This is a genomic window from Streptomyces sp. NPDC006294, from assembly GCF_042870895.1.
Taxonomy (GTDB): domain Bacteria; phylum Actinomycetota; class Actinomycetes; order Streptomycetales; family Streptomycetaceae; genus Streptomyces.
On the sequence record NZ_JBIAHV010000009.1, the window covers coordinates 195,299 to 214,455 of the forward strand.

The 19,157-nt window shown below is 73.2% G+C and carries 15 protein-coding genes; 12 read left to right on the forward strand and 3 right to left on the reverse strand.

The genetic code is table 11. The features are described 5' to 3' along the window. The 5 genes from ACFYOP_RS18280 (at position 1) to ACFYOP_RS18300 (ending at position 6,143) form a co-directional block, all read left to right on the forward strand. A complete protein-coding gene (locus ACFYOP_RS18280) occupies positions 1–846 on the forward strand; it encodes a peptidyl-tRNA hydrolase (RefSeq protein WP_388451996.1) in 846 nt (281 codons plus the stop codon). Positions 847–1,002: 156 nt separating this feature from the next. Beyond that, entirely contained in the window at positions 1,003–1,809 is an 807-nt protein-coding gene (locus tag ACFYOP_RS18285; RefSeq protein WP_356894766.1) for a DUF4142 domain-containing protein, read from the forward strand. Between the two features lie 142 nt (positions 1,810–1,951). Then, the gene (locus ACFYOP_RS18290) at positions 1,952–3,463 is read left to right on the forward strand and encodes a DUF692 family multinuclear iron-containing protein (protein WP_356894768.1); all 1,512 of its coding nucleotides are present in this window, start codon (positions 1,952–1,954) and stop codon (positions 3,461–3,463) included. Further along, positions 3,460–4,416 (forward strand): TIGR04222 domain-containing membrane protein, encoded by a 957-nt coding sequence (locus tag ACFYOP_RS18295; protein ID WP_356894770.1) that lies wholly within the window; start codon positions 3,460–3,462, stop codon positions 4,414–4,416. The genes ACFYOP_RS18290 and ACFYOP_RS18295 overlap by 4 nt, the downstream gene beginning before the upstream one ends. 125 nt (positions 4,417–4,541) lie before the next feature. Beyond that, on the forward strand, positions 4,542–6,143 hold the full coding sequence (locus tag ACFYOP_RS18300; RefSeq protein ID WP_356894772.1) for an alpha/beta hydrolase: 1,602 nt from the start codon (positions 4,542–4,544) through the stop codon (positions 6,141–6,143). Between the two features lie 123 nt (positions 6,144–6,266). On the opposite strand, the gene hemQ is transcribed toward ACFYOP_RS18300, so the two are convergent. Together hemQ and hemG are read right to left on the reverse strand one after the other, a co-directional pair. Next, a complete protein-coding gene (gene hemQ / locus ACFYOP_RS18305) occupies positions 6,267–6,980 on the reverse strand; it encodes a hydrogen peroxide-dependent heme synthase (RefSeq protein WP_356894774.1) in 714 nt (237 codons plus the stop codon). A 4-nt stretch (positions 6,981–6,984) separates the two neighbouring features. Then, positions 6,985–8,412, reverse strand: a complete 1,428-nt coding sequence (gene hemG / locus ACFYOP_RS18310) for a protoporphyrinogen oxidase (RefSeq protein ID WP_356894776.1) — start codon at positions 8,410–8,412, stop codon at positions 6,985–6,987. 128 nt (positions 8,413–8,540) lie between these two features. On the opposite strand from hemG, the gene ACFYOP_RS18315 reads away from it, so the two are divergent. Then, the gene (locus ACFYOP_RS18315; RefSeq protein ID WP_356894778.1) at positions 8,541–9,488 is read left to right on the forward strand and encodes a DUF4349 domain-containing protein; all 948 of its coding nucleotides are present in this window, start codon (positions 8,541–8,543) and stop codon (positions 9,486–9,488) included. Positions 9,489–9,516: 28 nt separating this feature from the next. Then, positions 9,517–10,899, forward strand: a complete 1,383-nt coding sequence (locus ACFYOP_RS18320; RefSeq protein WP_356894780.1) for an FAD-dependent oxidoreductase — start codon at positions 9,517–9,519, stop codon at positions 10,897–10,899. A gap of 381 nt (positions 10,900–11,280) precedes the next feature. Here ACFYOP_RS18320 and hemE read toward each other — a convergent pair whose 3' ends face one another. Next, a complete protein-coding gene (gene hemE, locus ACFYOP_RS18325; RefSeq protein ID WP_356894782.1) occupies positions 11,281–12,345 on the reverse strand; it encodes a uroporphyrinogen decarboxylase in 1,065 nt (354 codons plus the stop codon). A 92-nt stretch (positions 12,346–12,437) separates the two neighbouring features. Here hemE and ACFYOP_RS18330 point away from each other — a divergent pair, with 92 nt between their 5' ends. From ACFYOP_RS18330 to ACFYOP_RS18350, 5 genes are all read left to right on the forward strand, one after another. Continuing rightward, the gene (locus ACFYOP_RS18330; RefSeq protein WP_356894784.1) at positions 12,438–13,121 is read left to right on the forward strand and encodes a DUF3000 domain-containing protein; all 684 of its coding nucleotides are present in this window, start codon (positions 12,438–12,440) and stop codon (positions 13,119–13,121) included. A gap of 244 nt (positions 13,122–13,365) precedes the next feature. After that, positions 13,366–14,028, forward strand: a complete 663-nt coding sequence (locus tag ACFYOP_RS18335; RefSeq protein ID WP_005310513.1) for a response regulator transcription factor — start codon at positions 13,366–13,368, stop codon at positions 14,026–14,028. A gap of 275 nt (positions 14,029–14,303) precedes the next feature. After that, positions 14,304–15,590, forward strand: coding sequence for an HRDC domain-containing protein (locus ACFYOP_RS18340; RefSeq protein WP_356894786.1), 1,287 nt, complete (start codon positions 14,304–14,306; stop codon positions 15,588–15,590). 148 nt (positions 15,591–15,738) lie between these two features. Next, positions 15,739–16,965 (forward strand): acetyl-CoA C-acyltransferase, encoded by a 1,227-nt coding sequence (locus tag ACFYOP_RS18345; RefSeq protein ID WP_356894788.1) that lies wholly within the window; start codon positions 15,739–15,741, stop codon positions 16,963–16,965. Further along, positions 16,962–19,091: a 3-hydroxyacyl-CoA dehydrogenase NAD-binding domain-containing protein gene (locus ACFYOP_RS18350; RefSeq protein ID WP_356894790.1), complete on the forward strand. Its 2,130-nt coding sequence runs from the start codon at positions 16,962–16,964 to the stop codon at positions 19,089–19,091. The genes ACFYOP_RS18345 and ACFYOP_RS18350 overlap by 4 nt, the downstream gene beginning before the upstream one ends. Positions 19,092–19,157: the final 66 nt, after the last annotated feature.

A 19,157-nucleotide genomic window follows, 5' to 3' on the forward strand; every position in this document is an offset into this window, starting at 1 on the left:
ATGCATCGTCGCCCGGAGGCGCCCATTCCGCCAACAACCCCGCGCGTGACGGCTGGCAGACTGGCCGGTGTGAGCAGCGAAGACACCCGTGAAATCCGACCCGACAGCACCCTGGGCCACGAGATCTCCAGCCGCGACGCGGCCCCGCAGTTCGTCCTGCCGCTGGTGGTGCGCATCGAGAAGACCGCGCCGCCGGCCCGCACGGACGCCCTGGAGACCGCCGCGCGGGCCGTGCTCGCGATCCTCGCCGACGAGCGCTCCACCGGCGACGGCGAATGGGCCGCGGCCGTGCGGGACTGGCAGGACGCCCGTATCCGCAAGGTCGTACGGCGGGCGCGGGGCGCCGAGTGGCGCAAGGCCGGCACGCTGCCGGGCATCACGGTGACCGGCACGGACCCGGATGCGGAGGCGGAGGTGCGGGTCTTCCCGCCCGTACCGCTCGACGGCTGGCCCAGGGAACTGGCCAAGCTCCAGGTGTCCGGTACCGAGCTCGACGACCCGCGGCCGCCCGCCGCCCCGGACCCGGCCCACCCGGTGCTGTGGCTCAGCCCGACGCTCGAGATGTCGGCGGGCAAGGCCATGGCACAGGCCGGTCACGGCGCCCAACTCGCCTGGCTCCGGCTCTCGGAGGCGCAGCGCGAGGCGTGGCGCGCATCGGGCTTCGCACTGTCCGTGCGCACCGCGGACCCGGCGGACTGGCGCGCACTCACGGCGAGCGGGCTGCCGGTCGTACGGGACGCGGGGTTCACGGAGATCGCCCCCGGCTCGTGCACGGTGGTCGCCGACCATCCGGCGCTGCGGGAGCGGGCCGGCCGTTGGACGGGCCGTCGGCCGACGGGGCGTTGAACAGTTCGAGCCCCGGTTGCGTACTCCCCGGTACCGCCCAGTAGTTTGACCGGCTAGGTTCGACCGGCGGTCGGCCGCCGGTCGACCGGTGAGCTGACCGGCCATTCAGCAGGGCTATTGGTTGCCGTGTAACGCATCGGCTCTGGAGGCACATTGTTGCGGCGCATCAACGGGACAGCACTCATCATCGCGGCTCTGGTCGTCACAGTCGGCGCACTCGCCTTCCCCGTGTGGTCCTACGCCGACCGTTCCGGCACCGGTCAGGACAATCTCAACGCCTCGAGCGTGGCAACCCAGTGGGGACCGCTGTCGGCCACCGACCGCGACTTCCTGGTCAAGGTGCGGCTGGCGGGGCTGTGGGAGCTGCCCGCCGGACAGCAGGCGATCGAGCGCGCGCCCACCGAAGCGATCAAGGCCGCCGGCGACCACCTCGTCGTCGGCCACACCGACCTCGACGAGCGGGCACGCAGAGTCGCCGCGCAGCTCGGGGTCGAACTGCCCAACCAGCCGACCGAGCAGCAGCAGGGCTGGCTGCGGGAGCTGTCCGCGGCGCAGGGCGAGGAGTACGAGCGCAAGTTCGCGCAGATCCTGCGGACCGCGCACGGCAAGGTGTTCGCGCTGATCGCCGAGGTCAGGCACACCACCCGCAACACGCTGATCCGGCAGCTCGCGACGGACGCCAACCAGACGGTGCTCGACCACATCACCATGCTGGAGCAGACGGGCCGCGTCGACTTCGACGAGATCGCCAACGATGCGGCCGCGACCGCGACGGCCAGCCCGAGCGGGCCGCCGCCGCCGGACGGCAACCTGCCCCCGTCGCCGCCGGCGGCCTCGCCGACGGGCGACCAGTCGTTCACCTCCCGCCCGACGCCGCAGCCGGGTGCGCCCACCGCGGTCAACACCGACCGTCCGGCGCCGCAGGATCCGCCCGCGCCGCAGGAGCCCGAGCCGGCGGGGTGACCGGGCCCGGCGGACCGGGCGGACCGGGCGGGAACCTCAAATGAAGCTCTGAACGTCCCCTCCTTCGGGTTCACCTTGCCGTGACGGGGTCATGACCCCAGCACCGCCACACCTGGGCGTGGGCGGAGGAGGGGGACCAACCATGGAACTCGGCATCGGCATCGGCTGGCGGCCGGAGATCGCGGAAACGGTGGAGCGGCTGCCGGGACTCGACTGGGTCGAGGTGGTCGCGGAGAACGTCTGCCCCGGCCATCTGCCGTCCTCTCTGCTCCGGCTGCGCTCGCGGGGCGTCCGCGTCGTCCCGCACGGCGTCTCGCTCGGTCTGGGCGGCGCGGACCGGCCGTCGCGGCGACGACTGGCCGACCTGGCCGAGCGGGCCCAGGCCCTGGGTGCGCCGCTGGTCAGCGAGCACATCGCGTTCGTACGGGCGGGCGGCGCGCTCACCGCCTCCGCTGCCCTGGAGGCGGGCCATCTGCTGCCCGTGCCCCGCACCTGGGACGCGCTGGACGTCGTCTGCGAGAACGTGCGCATCGCCCAGGACTCGCTGCCGGTGCCGCTGGCGCTGGAGAACATCGCGGCGCTGATCTCCTGGCCGGACGAGCAGCTCACCGAGGGCCAGTTCCTCGCGGAGCTGGTCGAACGGACCGGGGTACGGCTGCTGATCGACGTGGCCAACCTCCACACGAACCTCGTCAACCGCGGCGAGGACCCGTGCCGGGCGCTGGACGAACTCCCGGTCGAGGCCATCGCCTACGTCCATGTCGCGGGCGGCGTCGAACGCGACGGCGTCTGGCACGACACGCACGCGCACCCGGTGACGCAGCCGGTCCTGGACGTCCTGTCGGCCCTCCGGGCGAGGGTGGAGCCGCCGGGGGTGCTGCTGGAGCGCGACGACGACTTTCCGGCGGGGGCGGACCTGGAGGGGGAACTGGCGACGATCCGGGCGGTGGTGGGTGCGGGTCCGCCTGCGGCGGGCGTGTTCCCCGGGGCAGGCCCCCGACCCCGTACTGCGCTCCGCGCGGTGGCCTCAATCGCCGGCCGGGCCGAAGTCGCCCGGCCACACCCGGCCCCGCCCGCGGGGGCAACCCCAGCCCCGCCGGCGATTGAGGCGCGGGGCTCGGAGCGGAGCCCCGACGAGACCGCCACGCCCACACCCCCGGGCGCGGAGGCAACCCCAGCCCCGCCGGCGATTGAGGCGCGGGTCCGGGCGGAGCCCGGTTCGGGGAGGGGCGGGGTGGGGAAACGGCAGCGGGTCGCGCTGGCGCAGGCCGCGGTGCTGTCCGCGCTCGTCGCCGGCACCCCCGCCCCCGAGGGCTTCGACGCACGCCGGCTGCGCGTCCAGAGCCGCGCGCTCGCCGCCAAGCGCGCGGACGTCGTCGCGAAGGTCGCGCCCGAGCTGCCGGAGATCCTCGGCGCGGACTACCGGCCGGCGTTCCTCGCGTACACCAGGAACCGCCCCCTGCGCGCCGGCCACCGGCGCGACGCGCTGGACTTCGCCGAGCATCTGCTCGCCGCCGGCCGCGTCGCGGACGACGGCGTGCGCCGGCGGCTGGCGCTGTGGTGGCGGGAGCGGGCCGCCGCGCGGCCGCCGCGCCGGGCGGCCCGGCTGGTGCGGGCGGCGCGGGCCGCGCTCGGGGGGAGGCGGGCGGCATGACACTGCTCGCGCTCGCCGTGTATCTCGCCGTCGGCGTCTCGTCCGTCCTGCTGATCGTCCGGGTCCCCGCGGCCCGGCCCGCCGCCCGGGCCACCGGGGCGCAGGTGCACGACGTGTACGAGGCGGCCTTCCTCTCCGGCGGCCCGGCACGTGTCGTCGACGCCGCGCTGGTCGCGCTGCACGCGGACGGGCGGCTCGCCGTGGGCTGGCCCGGTGTCCTGTCCGTGCTGCGGCCGGCCGCCCACGACCCGGTGGAGCGCGCGGTCTTCGCCGAGCTGGCGTCCGCGCCGGACGGCGCGCTGCACACGGTGCGGCTCCGGACGATGCGCAATGCCGCCGTGCAGGAGGTCGGTGACGTGCTCGCCGCACGCGGGCTGATGGTGCCGCCCTCGCCGCCCGCCGTCGCACGACTCGCCACCTGGGGCCTGGTCCAGGCCGTGGTCTGTGTGATCGGCGTGCCGGTCTCGATCGTCGTCACGGTCGTCCAGTACGTCGGGGACCCGTTCCTCGAGCCGGGTACGCCGTTCGTCTTCCTGGTCTTCCCGGTCCTGGTGGCCGGTGCCGTGATCGGCGGTCTGCAGGCCGGCCGGGTGCGGCGGCGCCTCACCCCGGCCGGGCTCGGGGCGCTGCGCTCGTACCGGGCCGGGCACGCGCGGCCGGGGACGCCGGCCGAGGCGGTGGCGCTGCGGGGGCTGCGCGGGGTGTCGGACCCGGTGCTGCGGACGGCGCTGACCGGCGCTCCCCGGTACCGTGCGGCGTCGGCGGACCACGGCAGCGGCACGGCGCCGGGGACGTACTACGTCGTCGACGACGGCGCGTGGTGCGCCGGTTCGTCGCCCGGCTCCGGGGGCTCAGGGAGCTGCGCGAGCTCGAGCAGCTGCGGCAGTTCCGGCGGGTCGAGCTCCAGTTGCGGCGGGTCCTCCGGTTCCGGCTGCGGCGGCGGCAGCTCCTGACACACCGGCATCGGGGTCATCGACCACGACACCTCCGTACGGTGCTTTACTTCGCGAACCGACCCCGCCGAAGATCCCTTTCGTCCCATGGCCGTCGCCGGCCGCCCGCGCACGAAGGGAACGCGATGCGAACATCCGCGAAGTACGGGGCTGTGGCGGGCCTCAGTTCCTTGGTCCTCACCTCTCTCTCCGTCGCCCCCGCCGGCGCGGCGGCCACCACCGGCGCCGAGTCCCGCGGCGCCGTGGTGGCCGCCGAGCGCGCCGCCGCGGCCGGTGTCGACTTCGGCCGCTGCCCCGCGGCCGAGAAGCTGCCGGACCCGGTCCGGTGCGGCACCGTGAAGGTCCCGCTCGACTACGCGGACCCGTCGGGGCGTCAGATCGAACTGACCGTCAGCCGCGTGGCGGCGAGCGGCAAGAGCTCCGAGCGGCAGGGCGCCCTCGTCTACAACCCCGGCGGCCCCGGCGCCTCGAGCATGACGTTCCCGCTGGCGGCCGAACTGCCCGAGTGGAAGCGGATCGCCGGGGCGTACGACATCGTGGGCTACGCGCCCCGCGGCGTCGGCCGGTCCGCGCCGCTGTCGTGCCAGGATTCGCGGGACTTCCTCAAGGCGCCCACCCAGGCCCCGACCCACCCCTCCCTCGCGTACAAGAAGGAGCGCATCGCGCAGGCGCGGGCGTACGCCGACGGCTGCGCGAAGCGCAACGGCGCGGCGCTGCGCCACTACACCTCGCTGAACAACGCCCGCGACCTCGACGTGCTGCGGGCGGCGCTGGGCGAAAAGAAGCTGACCTTCATGGGCGCCTCGTACGGCACCTACTTCGGCGCCCTGTACGCGACGATGTTCCCGTCCCATGTGCGGCGCATGGTCTTCGACTCCGCGGTCGACCCCGACCCGGAGCAGGTCTGGTACGGCAACAACCTGAGGCAGTCGGAGGCGTTCGAGAGCAGGTGGGCCGACTTCCGTACCTGGGTGGCCAAGCACCATGAGACGTACGGGCTGGGCACGACGGCCGAGGACGTGGCGCACAGTTACGAGCAGGCGCGGGCCCGGCTCGCCGAGGAGCCCGCGGGCGGCACGGTCGGCCCGGGCCAGTTGCACGCGGCCTTCCTCGGCACCGGCTACTACGACGGCTACTGGCCGCTGCGCGCCACCGCGCTGTCGGAGTATCTGAAGGGCAACCCCGAGCCGCTGATCGCCCAGGCCGCGCCGGACGAGAGGAGTGCGAAGGCCGCGGAGAACGGCACCGCGGTCTACACGGCGGTCGAGTGCAACGACGCCCCGTGGCCGGAGGACTGGCTGACGTGGGACCTCGACAACTCAGCTCTCGCACAGCGCGCGCCGTTCGAGACGTGGGACAACGTCTGGATGAATCTGCCGTGCGCCTTCTGGTCCGCGCCGCGGCAGCGGCCGCTGGACGTGCGCACCGCGCCGGGAGAGCTGCCGCCCACGCTGATCCTGGCCGCCGAACGGGACGCGGCCACTCCGTACGCCGGGGCGCTGGAGTTGCAGCGGCGGCTGGCGGGCTCGGTGCTGATCACGGAGGAGGACGCGGGCACGCACGGCATCGGCGGCGGCGAGAACTCCTGCGTCAACCAGCACCTGGAGGACTACTTGCTGCTGGGGAAGACGCCGGTGCGGCGCGCATCATGCGCGCCGCACCCGGAGCCGGACCCGGTGTCGCTGGACCGGCGGGCGGAGCAGCGAACGCTGCCGCACACCGTCTGATCTTCCGGGTCACATGGACGGCTGGGTATCCGCACCGGTGGTGCGGAAACCCGGCCGTCAGGTTTTCACGGGCCCGGACGAGGTTACGCGAACCCGCCCGTAGGTTTCCGGCCCTGGGGAAGGCTACGCGAGCCCGGCCACCAGATCCGCCACGTCCTTGCGGCGGCCGGTGTAGAACGGCACCTCCTCGCGCACGTGCATCCGGGCCTCGGAGGCGCGCAGGTGACGCATCAGGTCGACGATGCGGTACAGCTCGTCCGCCTCGAAGGCCAGGATCCACTCGTAGTCGCCGAGCGAGAACGACGCGACCGTGTTGGCACGCACGTCCGGGTAGCCGCGGGCCATCTTGCCGTGGTCGGCGAGCATCCGGCGGCGGTCCTCGTCGGGCAGCAGGTACCAGTCGTACGAGCGCACGAAGGGATAGACGGAGATGTAGTCGCGCGGCGTCTCGTCGGCCAGGAACGCCGGGATGTGCGCCTTGTTGAACTCGGCCGGGCGGTGCAGCGCCATGTTCGACCAGACCGGCTCGAGAGCGCGGCCGAGGCGGGTGCGGCGGAAGCGGTTGTACGCGTCCTGGAGCTCGTCGGCGGTCTCCGCGTGCCACCAGATCATCACGTCCGCGTCGGCGCGCAGCCCGGAGACGTCGTACGTGCCGCGCACGGTGACGTCCTCGGCGGCGAGCTGGTCGAACAGCTCCTGGACCTCCTCCGCGTAACCGGAGCGGTCCTCGGGCAGCACATCGCGCAGCTTGAAGACGGACCACAGCGTGTACCGGATGACCTCGTTGAGGTCCTTGGCCTTCTTGCCCGCGTTCGGAATCTTTTCTGGCGCACTCATACGGCTATTGTCCCGCCTCTGTTTCCGTGCCCCGCGCCAGGGTCGGCGTGGCGAGGATCTCGTCGGCCGCGCGCTGCCCGCTCGCGATGCAGGCGGGGATGCCGACCCCGTCGTACACCGCGCCGCAGACCCGCAGGCCGGGCGCCTTGGCGACCTCGTCGCGGATCCGGGCGATCCGGGCGAGGTGTCCGACCGGGTACTGGGGCAGGCCGCCGGTCCACCGGGTGACCTCGGTGGCCACGGGCCGGGCGGTGAGGCCGACGGCGGCGCCGAGGTCGGTCAGGGAGACGTCGACCAGTTCGGCGTCCTCGCGTTCGAGGGCCTGCTCCTCGCCGTGCCGCCCGACGGAGGTGCGCAGCACGAACAGGTCGCCCGCGCCCCGGCCGGTCCAGCCCCACTTGGCGGACGAGAACGTGGACGCCTTGATGGTGCGGCCGTCCACGGGCGGGACGAGGAACCCGCTGCCGGGCGGCAGAGCGGCCACGTCGGCGCGCCGGAACGCCAGGGTGACCAGCGCCATCGAGGCGTACTCGACGCGCCCGAGCTCGGCCGCCGCGGCCGGTGACTCGGCGGCGAGGAGCGCCGACGCGGACCAGGCGGGCGTCGCGAGCACGACGGCGTCGGCGTCGAACGTCTCCCGGTCGCCGCGGATCCGCCAGCCGGCGGCGGTGCGGGCCAGACCGAGGACGGGCGTCTCGGTGCGGATGTCGCCGCCCTGCGCGCGTACGGCGTCGGCGACGGCGCCCGGCAGCGTGCCGATGCCGCCGTCGAGGCCCATGAAGACCGGCCCGCCGGGCTGCGACGCGGCGGCTCTGGCCTGGATGTCGCGTACGCCGTCGAGCAGCGAGCCGTGGGTCCTGGCCGCCTCGAACAGCTGGGGCACGGCCGCGCGCATGGAGATGCGGTACGCGTCGCCCGCGTACACCCCGCCGAGCAGCGGCTCCACGAGCCGGTCGACGACCTCCCGGCCGAGGCGCTCGGCGACGTACGCGCCGACGGCCACGTCGTCGCCGATCTCGGCCGGCGGGAGGTCCTTCTCGCGTTCGATACGGGCGAGGCCCTCGGGCGACAGCAGCCCGGCCAGGGCCGACGCGTCGCCGGGGACGCCCATCACATGGCCCTTGGGCATGGGCCGCAGGGCGTCGCGGGTCCACACCGCGGAGGTGGCGGTGGCCGGCGGTTCGAGGCGGTCGCCGAGGCCGACCGCGCGGGCGAGGCCGGTGCCCTCGGGGCGGCGGGCGAGCATCGACTCGGCGCCCAGGTCGACGCGTACGCCCTCGATCTCCCCCGACAGCAGCTTGCCGCCGACCCGTTCGGTGGCCTCGAGGAGGGTGACGCGCACGCCGGAGCCGAGCAGCCGGTGCGCGGCGGCGAGACCGGCGATGCCGCCCCCGACGATCACGACATGGCGCGCAGGTGTGTCCACGTTCATGGTCCAACTCTCTCAAACGCCGTTCCGAGTCCTGACCGTGACCGCTTCGGGACCGGAATCCGGCAACCCGCGGCAGGGGTCGTACGTCGAACCTGCAACTCTTCTTCACATCCCCCGGGGGGCCGGTCATGCGTTCACGACGCCTATTCGCGGTACTGCTTCTCTCCGCCTCGCTCGGCCTCGCCGGGTGCGCCGCCGACGCTTCCGACTCCGGCGACGCGCAGAGCGCGGCGAAACCCGCCGCCCGGGACGCGGGGGAAGGCGCGGCGGGCCCCGGCTACGCGGCGGACGAGGCCGCCGGGCAGCCGGAGCAGGCCGACACGGACCAGAAGGCCCCCGCGAAGCAGGCCCCGGCGCAGGCCCATGTCATCCGGACCGCCGCGCTGGAGGTGGAGGTCGAGAACGCCACGAAGGCGCTCGCCGCCGCCCGCACGACGGCGCTGAACGCCGGCGGCCACGTGGAGAACGAGACCACGGAACGGATCGACGACACCCACGTCGCCTCCCACGTCGTGATCCGCGTGCCCCAGGAGCAGTACGACTCCGTGCTGACCGAACTGGCTGGCGCCGGAAAGCTGTTGGCCCGCAAGGCCGATGCCAAGGACGTCACCGACCAGGTGGTCGACGTGCAGAGCCGTATCGCGACGCAGCGGGCGAGCGTGGCGAGGGTGCGGGAGCTGATGGACCGGGCGACGAAGCTGGCCGACGTCGTCACCCTGGAAGGGGAGTTGAGCAGCCGTCAGGCCGACCTGGAGTCGCTGCTGGCGCAGCAGTCCGCGTTGAAGGACCGCACCTCGATGGCGACGATCACGCTGTCGCTGTCGGAGCAGGAGCGGCCGAAGGCCGGCAAGGACGACGACCCGGGCTTCCTGGACGCGCTCGGCGGCGGCTGGGACGCGCTGATGGCGACGCTGCGCTGGAGCGCGGTGGTCATCGGCGCGGTGGCGCCGTTCGCGGCGGTGGCGGTGGTGCTGTACGCGGTGTGGCGGTGGCTGGTACGGCCCCGGCTGCCCCGGCGCCCGGACGCCGCTGCCCCGGCCGTGTCCCCTGCCGTTTCCCCGGCCACGGAGGACTGAACAGCCGGTTCCCCGTAGCGTGTTCCCCATGACAGCGACCGAACGCCTGGTGATCATCGGGGGCGACGCGGCGGGCATGTCCGCCGCGTCGCAGGCACGCAGGATGAAAGGCCCGGACGAGCTGGAGATCGTCGCGTTCGAACGCGGCCGCTTCAGCTCGTTCTCGGCGTGCGGCATCCCGTACTGGGTGAGCGGCGACGTCGGCGACCGCGACCGGTTGATCGCGCGCACGCCGCAGGAGCACCGCGAGCGCGCCATCGATCTGCGGATGCGCACCGAGGTGACGGAGATCGACGTCGCGGGCGGCCGGGTGCGCTCCCGCGAGGTGGACACCGGCGCGGAGTCCTGGACCGGCTACGACAAGCTGGTCATCGCCACCGGCGCGCGGCCGATCCGCCCCGCGCTGCCCGGCATCGACGCGCCCGGCGTGCACGGCGTGCAGACCCTCGACGACGGCCAGGCCCTGCTGGACACCCTCAACCGCACCGACGGGCGGCGCGCGGTCGTCGTCGGCGCCGGGTACATCGGCGTCGAGATGGCGGAGGCGCTGCTGAAACACGGCTACGAGGTCACGGTCGTCAACCGCGGCGAGCAGCCGATGGCCACCCTGGACCCGGACATGGGCCGCCTGGTCCACGAGGCGATGTCGGGCATGGGCATCACGACGGTCTCCGGCGCGGCCGTCACCGGAATTCTGACCGGTGACGGCGGCCGCGTCCGCGCGGTGGCGACCGACGGCGCCGAGTACCCGGCGGACGTGGTCGTCCTCGGCATCGGCGTAGAGCCGGAGACCACGCTCGCCCGCGCGGCCGGCCTGCCGCTCGGCCGCTACGGCGGCCTGCTCACCGATCTGGCCATGCGGGTGCGCGGCCAGGACGCCGTCTGGGCGGGCGGCGACTGCGTCGAGGTCCTCGACCTCGTCTCCGGCCGCGAACGCCACATCGCGCTGGGCACCCACGCCAACAAGCACGGCCAGATCATCGGCGCGAACGCGGGCGGCGGCTACGGCACGTTCCCCGGCGTGGTCGGCACGGCAGTCAGCAAGGTCTGCGAACTGGAGATCGCCCGCACGGGTCTGCGAGAGAAGGACGCCCGGGCGGTGGGCCTCCAGTACGTCACCGCGACGATCGAGTCGACCAGCCGCTCCGGCTACTTCCCCGGCGCGGCCCCGATGACGGTCAAAATGCTCGCGGAACGCCGCACGGGCCGGCTGCTGGGCGTCCAGATCGTGGGCCGCGAGGGCGCGGCGAAACGCGTCGACATCGCGGCGGTGGCCCTGACGGCGGGCATGACGGTCGAACAACTGACCATGCTCGACCTCGGCTACGCCCCGCCCTTCTCGCCCGTCTGGGACCCGGTCCAGGTGGCGGCGCGCAAGGCGACGGCGGCGGTTCGCACGGCGGGACCGTGACCTCCGCCCCGTGTCCCGTGTCCGCCCGGCGGGCGGGCCGGGCTCCGCGCGGTGGCCTCAATCTCCCCTACGGCCTGGCGGCAGTGGGTGGGGGCACCCTCCCACTGCCGCCAGGCCGTAGGCGAAGTGCCCCCAGGCCGGGCTTGATGTGACGCTGCGCGGCCGGCCCGCCCGCTGGGCACCGCTGGCCTCGCTGCGCGAAACGGAGACACCCACGCGGGTAACTCAAGCCCCGCCTGGGGGTTCCTCCCGCGGCCGCCAGGCCGTAGGGGGAGATTGAGGCTCGGGGCGGAGCCCCGACGCGACCGGGGCCCGCCTCGCCGGCGAGTGAGGCGCAGGGCCTCGGGGCGCGGCGCCCCCGGAAACGGCCCGCCGCGGCGGCTAGCGCGCAGTCGACTCGTGCACGTCCGCCACCAGCCGCGTCAGCGCGTCCGGCGCGGTCGTCGGCAGCACGCCGTGCCCCAGGTTGAAGATGTGGCCCTCGAGACCCGCCGCCGCGTCCAGCACCTCGCGGGTCTTGGCCCGCACCGCCTCCGGCGTGGAGAACAGCACGGCCGGGTCCAGGTTCCCCTGGAGCGCCTTGCCGGGGCCGACCCGGCGTACGGCCTCGTCCAGCGGGACGCGCCAGTCGACGCCCACCACGTCCGCGCCCGCCTCGCCCATGAGGCCCAGCAGTTCGCCCGTACCGACGCCGAAGTGGATGCGCGGCACGCCGTAGGGGGCGACGGACTCGAAGACCTTCGACGACGCCGGCATCACCGAGCGCCGGTAGTCCGCGGGGGCCAGCGCGCCGACCCACGAGTCGAAGAGCTGCACGGCGGACGCGCCCGCCTCGATCTGGACCTTCAGGAAGGCGGAGGTGATCTCCGCGAGCCGGTCCAGCAGGTCGGCCCAGAGCTGCGGGTCGCCGTACATCAGGGCCTTGGTGTTCTCGTGGTTGCGCGACGGCCCGCCCTCCACGAGGTAGCTCGCGAGAGTGAACGGCGCGCCGGCGAAGCCGATCAGCGGGGTGGACCCCAGCTCGCCGGTGAGCATCCCGATCGCCTCGGTGACGTACGCGACGTCGTCCGGCGTCAGGTCCCGCAGCCGCTCGAGGTCCGCGCGGGTGCGGACCGGCTCCGCGACGACGGGGCCGACGCCCGGCTTGATGTCGAGGTCGATGCCGATCGCCTTCAGCGGTACCACGATGTCGCTGAAGAAGATCGCCGCGTCGACCTTGTGCCGCCGCACGGGCTGCAGCGTGATCTCCGTGACGAGCTCGGGCCGCATGCAGGACTCGAGCATCGGGATGCCCTCGCGCACCTTCAGATACTCGGGCAGTGAGCGCCCGGCCTGCCGCATGAACCAGACCGGCGTGTGCGGCACCGGCTCGCGGCGGCACGCCTTGAGAAATGCGGAGTTGTACGTCTTCGTCCGGTGGCCCGCGGGGCTGTGGTTGGCGCTCACGCGTTGAATCTTCGCATGTGCGCGGGAAGTGCCTGCCCCGGCATGGGTGTCCCTCCCTGCGCGGAGCTCCCGTTCCGCCTACTCTTCCCCGCATGGCTGCGGCTCAGGGACACTTTTCCGATCATTCCAACGGCGCTGACGACAAGGGGAGCGCGGAACCGGACGCCGAACCGAGCGCCGTCCCGCGGGCGTTCCGTCAGGCGGTCGAGGCGCTGCGGTCGGCCCGGCTGCGGCCGGAGATCGAGATCGATCCGACGCGGCCTCCGCAGCGGCTCGCGCCGCACGCGTACGCGCTGGAGGCGGCGGTCGTCGTCGGCGAGGACGATCTCGCGGACGGGCGTCTCGTGCTGCTGCACGAACCGGCCGGCCACGACGCGTGGCAGGGCACCTTCCGGCTGGTGACCCTGGTGCGGGCGGAGCTGGAGCCGGAGATGGCGGCCGATCCCCTGTTGCCCGAGGTGTGCTGGTCGTGGCTGACGGGTGCGATGGACGCGCGCGGGCTGTCGTACGGGGAGGCGAGCGGCACGGTCACCCGTGCGGGGTCTCACTATTTCGGTGGACTTGCCGAACGCCGTCCGGCGACGCAGATCGAGATCCGGGCGTCGTGGACCCCGAGGGAGGGGCCCGGTGGTGTGCCGGACACCGCCGCACACCTGGTGGCCTGGTGCGATCTGCTCTGCCAGGTCGCGGGCCTGCCGCCGTCGCCGGCCGGTCCCGCGGACAACGCGACGGGCGTGGTGACCCTGCCGCAGCGCCGCGGGCCGCAGCAGGCGTGAATCGGGGCGCGGTCGCGGCACGGGAGACTGGTCCGCGGGCGTACGCGGGAACGACGCCCGGGAGCGGTCGCTCGTAGGATGATCGATCGCCTGTCCGAATTGCCCCGATTATTACTCACCAAATCGTGATCATTCTCTAAAGGCGGACGGGTTTGCTGCCGAAGAGGTCAATGACCTAACTGCACGGTTCGCCCCGGCTTCACTCCCCGAGCCGGCTCCGTCCCGCACCTTTCCAGGAGGCCTGGTGTCCGTTCTTCTCGAGCAGCCCGCAAGCCTGGTCGCCTACCGCCCGAACAAGCCGACGGCCATGGTCGTCGTAGCCGACCCGCGCGTCCGTTCCACCGTCACCCGCCACCTGTGGGCGCTCGGGGTCCGTGACGTCATCGAGGCGTCGTCCATCGCGGAGGCCCGTCCCCGCGTCGGCAATCCGCGCGACATCTGCGTTGCCGACGTCCACCTGCCCGACGGTTCCGGGCTGACCCTGCTGTCCGAGACCCGCGCGGCAGGCTGGCCCAACGGGCTGGCGCTGTCGGCCGCCGACGACATCGGCGCCGTTCGCAACGCGCTGGCCGGCGGCGTCAAGGGATACGTCGTCACCGGCACCCGTACCAACATCGGCCACCCGACCCGCCCCGGCGCCGCCCCCATCGGCGCCGCGGCGAACCGTATGCACCGCCGCCCCCCGGGTGCCCCGAGCCACCCGGGCGGCTACCGGGAACTGTCCGGCCGCGAGGTCGAGGTCCTGCGCCTCGTCGCGGAGGGCCAGTCCAACAAGGCCATCGGCGTCTCCATGGGACTGTCCGCGCTGACCGTCAAGAGCCACCTGGCCCGTATCGCCCGCAAACTGGGCACGGGCGACCGCGCGGGAATGGTCGCGGTCGCCCTGCGCACCGGAATCATCCACTGAATCACCCTTCCCCGCCCCGCGCCCGTCGACGGAACGTTCCGTCGACGGGCGCGCTCCGTCATGGGCCGTGTGACCACGAACCACGGCGGGGCCGGCAGGCCGCCCCCCGCGCCCCGACGGGCGGCCCCCTGAGCGTGTCCGGGGCCCGCCCGAGCCACTCGCGAGCAGCAATCTCCGCCCGTGACGCCGTGTACTGAGAGCCGTTTTCCCAGGTCAGGCGATTCTTCGTACGAAGGTGCAGGTCAGGCCGCCGTGGGGGCGGATACCCTTGACAGGTGACCGACGCCCAAGAGACCGCAGCAGAGACCGCACTGCGAACCACCGGGGGCGCCCCCTCGGACGACGACGTCCCTGCCGCAGGGTTGCCGATCCCCTTGCTGGAGCCCAGGGAGGGCATCCCGCCGGTGGTCGCCGACGAGGAGGCACTCGCCGAGGTGATCGCCGCCTTCGCGGCCGGCACCGGCCCCGTGGCCGTCGACGCCGAGCGGGCGTCCGGCTACCGGTACGGCCAACGGGCGTACCTCGTACAGCTGCGCCGTGAGGGCGCCGGCACCGCGCTCGTCGACCCCGTCGGCTGCCCCGACCTGACGGCGCTCGGCGACGCGCTCGCCGACGCCGAATGGATCCTGCACGCCGCCACCCAGGACCTGCCGTGCCTGCGGGAAATAGGCATGGTGCCCAGCCGGATCTTCGACACCGAGCTGGCCGGGCGGCTCGGCGGCCATCCGCGGGTCGGGCTCGGCGCGATGGTGGAGAGCGTCCTCGGCTACGCCCTGGAGAAGGGCCACTCGGCCGTCGACTGGTCCACCCGCCCGCTGCCGGAGCCCTGGCTGCGGTACGCGGCCCTCGACGTGGAGCTGCTGGTCGATCTGCGCGACGCGCTGGAGAAGGACCTCGACCGGCAGGGCAAGCTCGAGTGGGCCCGCCAGGAGTTCGACGCGATCGCGTCCGCCCCGCCGCCGCCCCCGCGCCGTGACCCCTGGCGCCGCACGTCCGGGATGCACAAGGTGCGCCGCCGCCGGCAGATGGCGGTCGTACGGGAGATGTGGACGGTCCGCGACCGGGTCGCCCAGCGGCGTGACGTGTCGCCCGGCAAGGTCCTCGGCGACGCCGCGATCATCGAGGCCGCGCTCGCGCTGCCCGCGAACGTGCACGCGCTGACCGCGCTGCCCGGCTTCGGCCACCGGATGGGCAGGCGCCAGCTCGAGCAGTGGCAGGCCGCGGTCGAGCGGGCGAAGGCCCTGCCCGACGCCGAGCTGCCGCAGCCCGGCCAGCCGCTGAACGGCCCCCCGCCGCCGCGTTCGTGGGCGGACAAGGACCCGGCCGCCGCGGCCCGGCTGTCCGCCGCCCGCGCGGGGGTCTCCGCGCTGGCGGAGGAGCTGAACATGCCGCAGGAGAACCTGATCACGCCGGACACGGTGCGGCGGGTCTGCTGGGAGCCGCCGTCCGAGGTGACGGTGGCGGCCGTCGCCGACGCCCTGACCGAGCTGGCCGCCCGCCCCTGGCAGGTGGAGCTGGTCGCGCCCGTGCTGGCACAGGCGCTGACCGCCGAGGCGGCGTAGGCGGGGGCGGCTCCGACGTGTGACGTTCGACGCTCCGGCCTCCGGGGGTGTGCAGCTTGGTTACCCACAAGTAGCATGGGGCAAGCAAGCGCACGCTCAGGCGTGCGTGCCGCAGCAGTGCAACCCCGCACCCTGGAGGAGAGCCATCGTGCCTCGTACCGTCAGGGACGTCGTCTTCGTCGACGGCGTCCGCACCCCGTTCGGCAAGGCGGGCCCGAAGGGCATCTACCACGAGACCCGCGCCGACGATCTCGTCGTGAAGGCCATCCGGGAGCTGCTGCGCCGCAACCCGGCTCTCGACCCCGCGAAGATCGACGAGGTCGCGATCGCCGCGACCACGCAGATCGGTGACCAGGGCATGACTCTCGGCCGCACCGCCGGCATGCTCGCCGGTCTGCCGCAGTCCGTGCCGGGCTACTCGATCGACCGCATGTGCGCGGGCGCGCTCACCGCCGTCACCGCGACCGCCGGTTCGATCGCGTTCGGCGCGTACGACGCCGTCATCGCCGGTGGTGTCGAGCACATGGGACGCCACCCGATGGGCGAGGGCGTCGACCCGAACCCGCGCTTCGTCAGCGAGAAGCTCGTCGACGAGTCGGCCCTGTTCATGGGCATGACCGCGGAGAACCTGCACGACCGGTACCCGCAGATCACCAAGCAGCGCGCCGACGAGTACGCCGTGCGTTCGCAGGAGAAGGCCGCCAAGGCGTACGCCGACGGCAAGATCCAGCAGGACCTGGTGCCCATCTCCGTCCGCCGCACCAACCCCGAAGCGGGCGAGACGGGCTGGGGCCTGGTCACCGCCGACGAGCCGATGCGCCCGGGCACCTCGCTCGAGTCCCTCGCGGGTCTGAAGACGCCGTTCCGCGTCCACGGCCGCGTCACCGCCGGCAACGCCGCGGGCCTGAACGACGGCGCCACCGCCTCGATCATCGCCTCCGAGGAGTTCGCCCGGGAGCACAACCTTCCGGTCAAGATGCGCCTGGTCTCGTACGCCTTCGCCGGCGTCGAGCCCGAGGTCATGGGCTACGGCCCGATCCCCGCGACCGAGAAGGCCCTCGCCAAGGCCGGCCTGTCGATCGAGGACATCAACCTCTTCGAGATCAACGAGGCCTTCGCCGTCCAGGTGCTGGCGTTCCTCGAGCACTACGGGATCGCCGACGACGACGCCCGCGTCAACCAGTACGGCGGCGCCATCGCGTACGGTCACCCGCTCGCCTCCTCCGGTGTGCGTCTGATGACCCAGCTGGCCCGCCAGTTCGAGGAGCAGCCCGAGGTCCGCTACGGCCTGACCACGATGTGCGTCGGCTTCGGCATGGGCGCCACGGTCATCTGGGAGAACCCGAACCACAAGGACGCCGGAGGCGACAAGTGAGCACCACCACCGAACTCCTGAAGGGCGCGGCCGAGCTGTTCCCGGACGAGGTCGTCACGCAGGCGCACGTACGCCACCTCGAGCTCCCCGCCGGCGCCGGGCGCTTCGCGCTCATCACGCTGGACAACGGCCTGGACCACACCAAGCCGACCACCTTCGGCCCGCAGTCGCTCGCGAACCTGAACACCGCGATCGACCAGGTCGAGGCAGAGGCGGCGGACGGCGGCATCGTCGGCGTCGGCATCACCGGCAAGCCGTTCATCTTCGCCGTCGGCGCCGACCTCAAGGGCGTCGAGCTGCTGAAGGAGAAGTCCGACGCGCTGGCGATCGGCAAGGGCGGCCACGACGTCTTCAAGCGTCTCGCGGGCCTCGCCGTCCCGACCTTCGCCTACTACAACGGCGCGGCCATGGGCGGCGGCGTCGAGGTCGGTCTGCACTGCTCGTACCGCACCGTCTCGAAGGCGATCCCGGCGTTCTCGCTGCCCGAGGTCTTCCTCGGTCTCGTCCCGGGCTGGGGCGGCTGCGTGCTCCTGCCGAACCTGATCGGCGCGGACCGCGCGGTCTCGGTCGTCATCGAGAACTCGCTCAGCCAGAACAAGCAGCTCAAGGGCGCGCAGGTCTTCGAGCTGGGCATCGCCGACGCGATCTTCGAGGGCGCCGACTTCCTCGAGCAGTCCCTCGTCTGGACGGCCTCCGTCCTCAAGGGCGAGACCGTCGTCGAGCGCGCCGAGATCGACCGCGGCGAGGCCTGGGACCAGGCCGTCGCCAAGGGCCGGTTCATCGCCGACTCCAAGGTGCACGGCGCGGCCCCGGCCGCGTACCGCGCCCTCGACATCATCGAGGCCGCCAAGGACGGCGACCTGCAGAAGGGCTTCGACGCCGAGGACGAGGCGCTGGCCGACCTCATCATGGGCGGCGAGCTGCGCAGCGGGATCTACGCCTTCAACCTCGTCCAGAAGCGCGCCAAGCGTCCGGCCGGCGCGCCGGACAAGAGCCTGGCCCGCCCGGTCACCAAGGTCGGCGTCGTCGGCGCCGGTCTGATGGCCTCCCAGCTCGCGCTGCTGTTCCTGCGCCGCCTCGAGGTCCCGGTCGTGCTGACCGACATCGACCAGGAGCGCGTCGACAAGGGTGTGGGCTACGTCCACGCCGAGATCGAGAAGCTGCTGGGCAAGGGCCGCATCAACCAGGACAAGGCCAACCGCCTCAAGGCCCTGGTGACCGGTGTGCTGGACAAGGCCGAGGGCTTCGCGGACGCGGACTTCATCATCGAGGCCGTGTTCGAGGAGATGGGCGTCAAGCAGACGGTGTTCGCGGAGGTCGAGGCGGTCGCCCCGGCGCACGCGATCCTCGCCACCAACACCTCGTCGCTGTCGGTCTCCGAGATGGCGTCCAAGCTGAAGCACCCCGAGCGGGTCGTCGGCTTCCACTTCTTCAACCCGGTCGCGGTCCTGCCGCTGCTGGAGATCGTCCGCGGCGAGCAGACAGACGACGCGTCGCTGGCCACCGCGTTCGGTGTCGCGAAGAAGCTGAAGAAGACCGCGGTCCTCACCAAGGACGCTCCGGCGTTCGTCGTGAACCGCATCCTGACCCGCTTCATGGGCGAGATCCAGAACGTCATCGACGAGGGCACCCCGGTCGCCACCGCCGAGAAGGCCATCGAGCCGCTGGGCCTCCCGATGTCGCCGCTGGTCCTGCTGGAGCTCGTCGGCCCGGCCATCGGCCTCCACGTCTCCGAGACCCTGAACCGCGCCTTCCCGGAGCGCTTCACGGTCTCCGAGAACCTGGCCGCGGTCGTCAAGGCCGGCAAGCGCGGCTTCTACGTCTACGACTCCGGCAAGCCGGAGCTGGACCCGGAGGTCGCCGCGCTGCTGAAGCAGGGCGACACCGTCCTGACGGAGGAGCAGGTCCGCGACCGCGTCCTCGACGCCGTCGCCCAGGAGATCGGCCTGATGCTCGACGAGGGCGTCGTCGCCGAGGCCCAGGACATCGACCTCTGCCTGATCACCGGCGCCGGCTGGCCCTTCCACCTGGGCGGCATCACGCCGTACCTGGACCGCGAAGGCGTCTCGGAGCGCGTGAACGGCAAGCCGTTCCTGGCCCCGGGCGTGGCGAGCGTCCCGGCGTAACCTCCGGGCGCGCAGCGCAGACTGCCCCGGCACCGCGTGAAGCGGTGCCGGGGCAGTGTCGTTCTA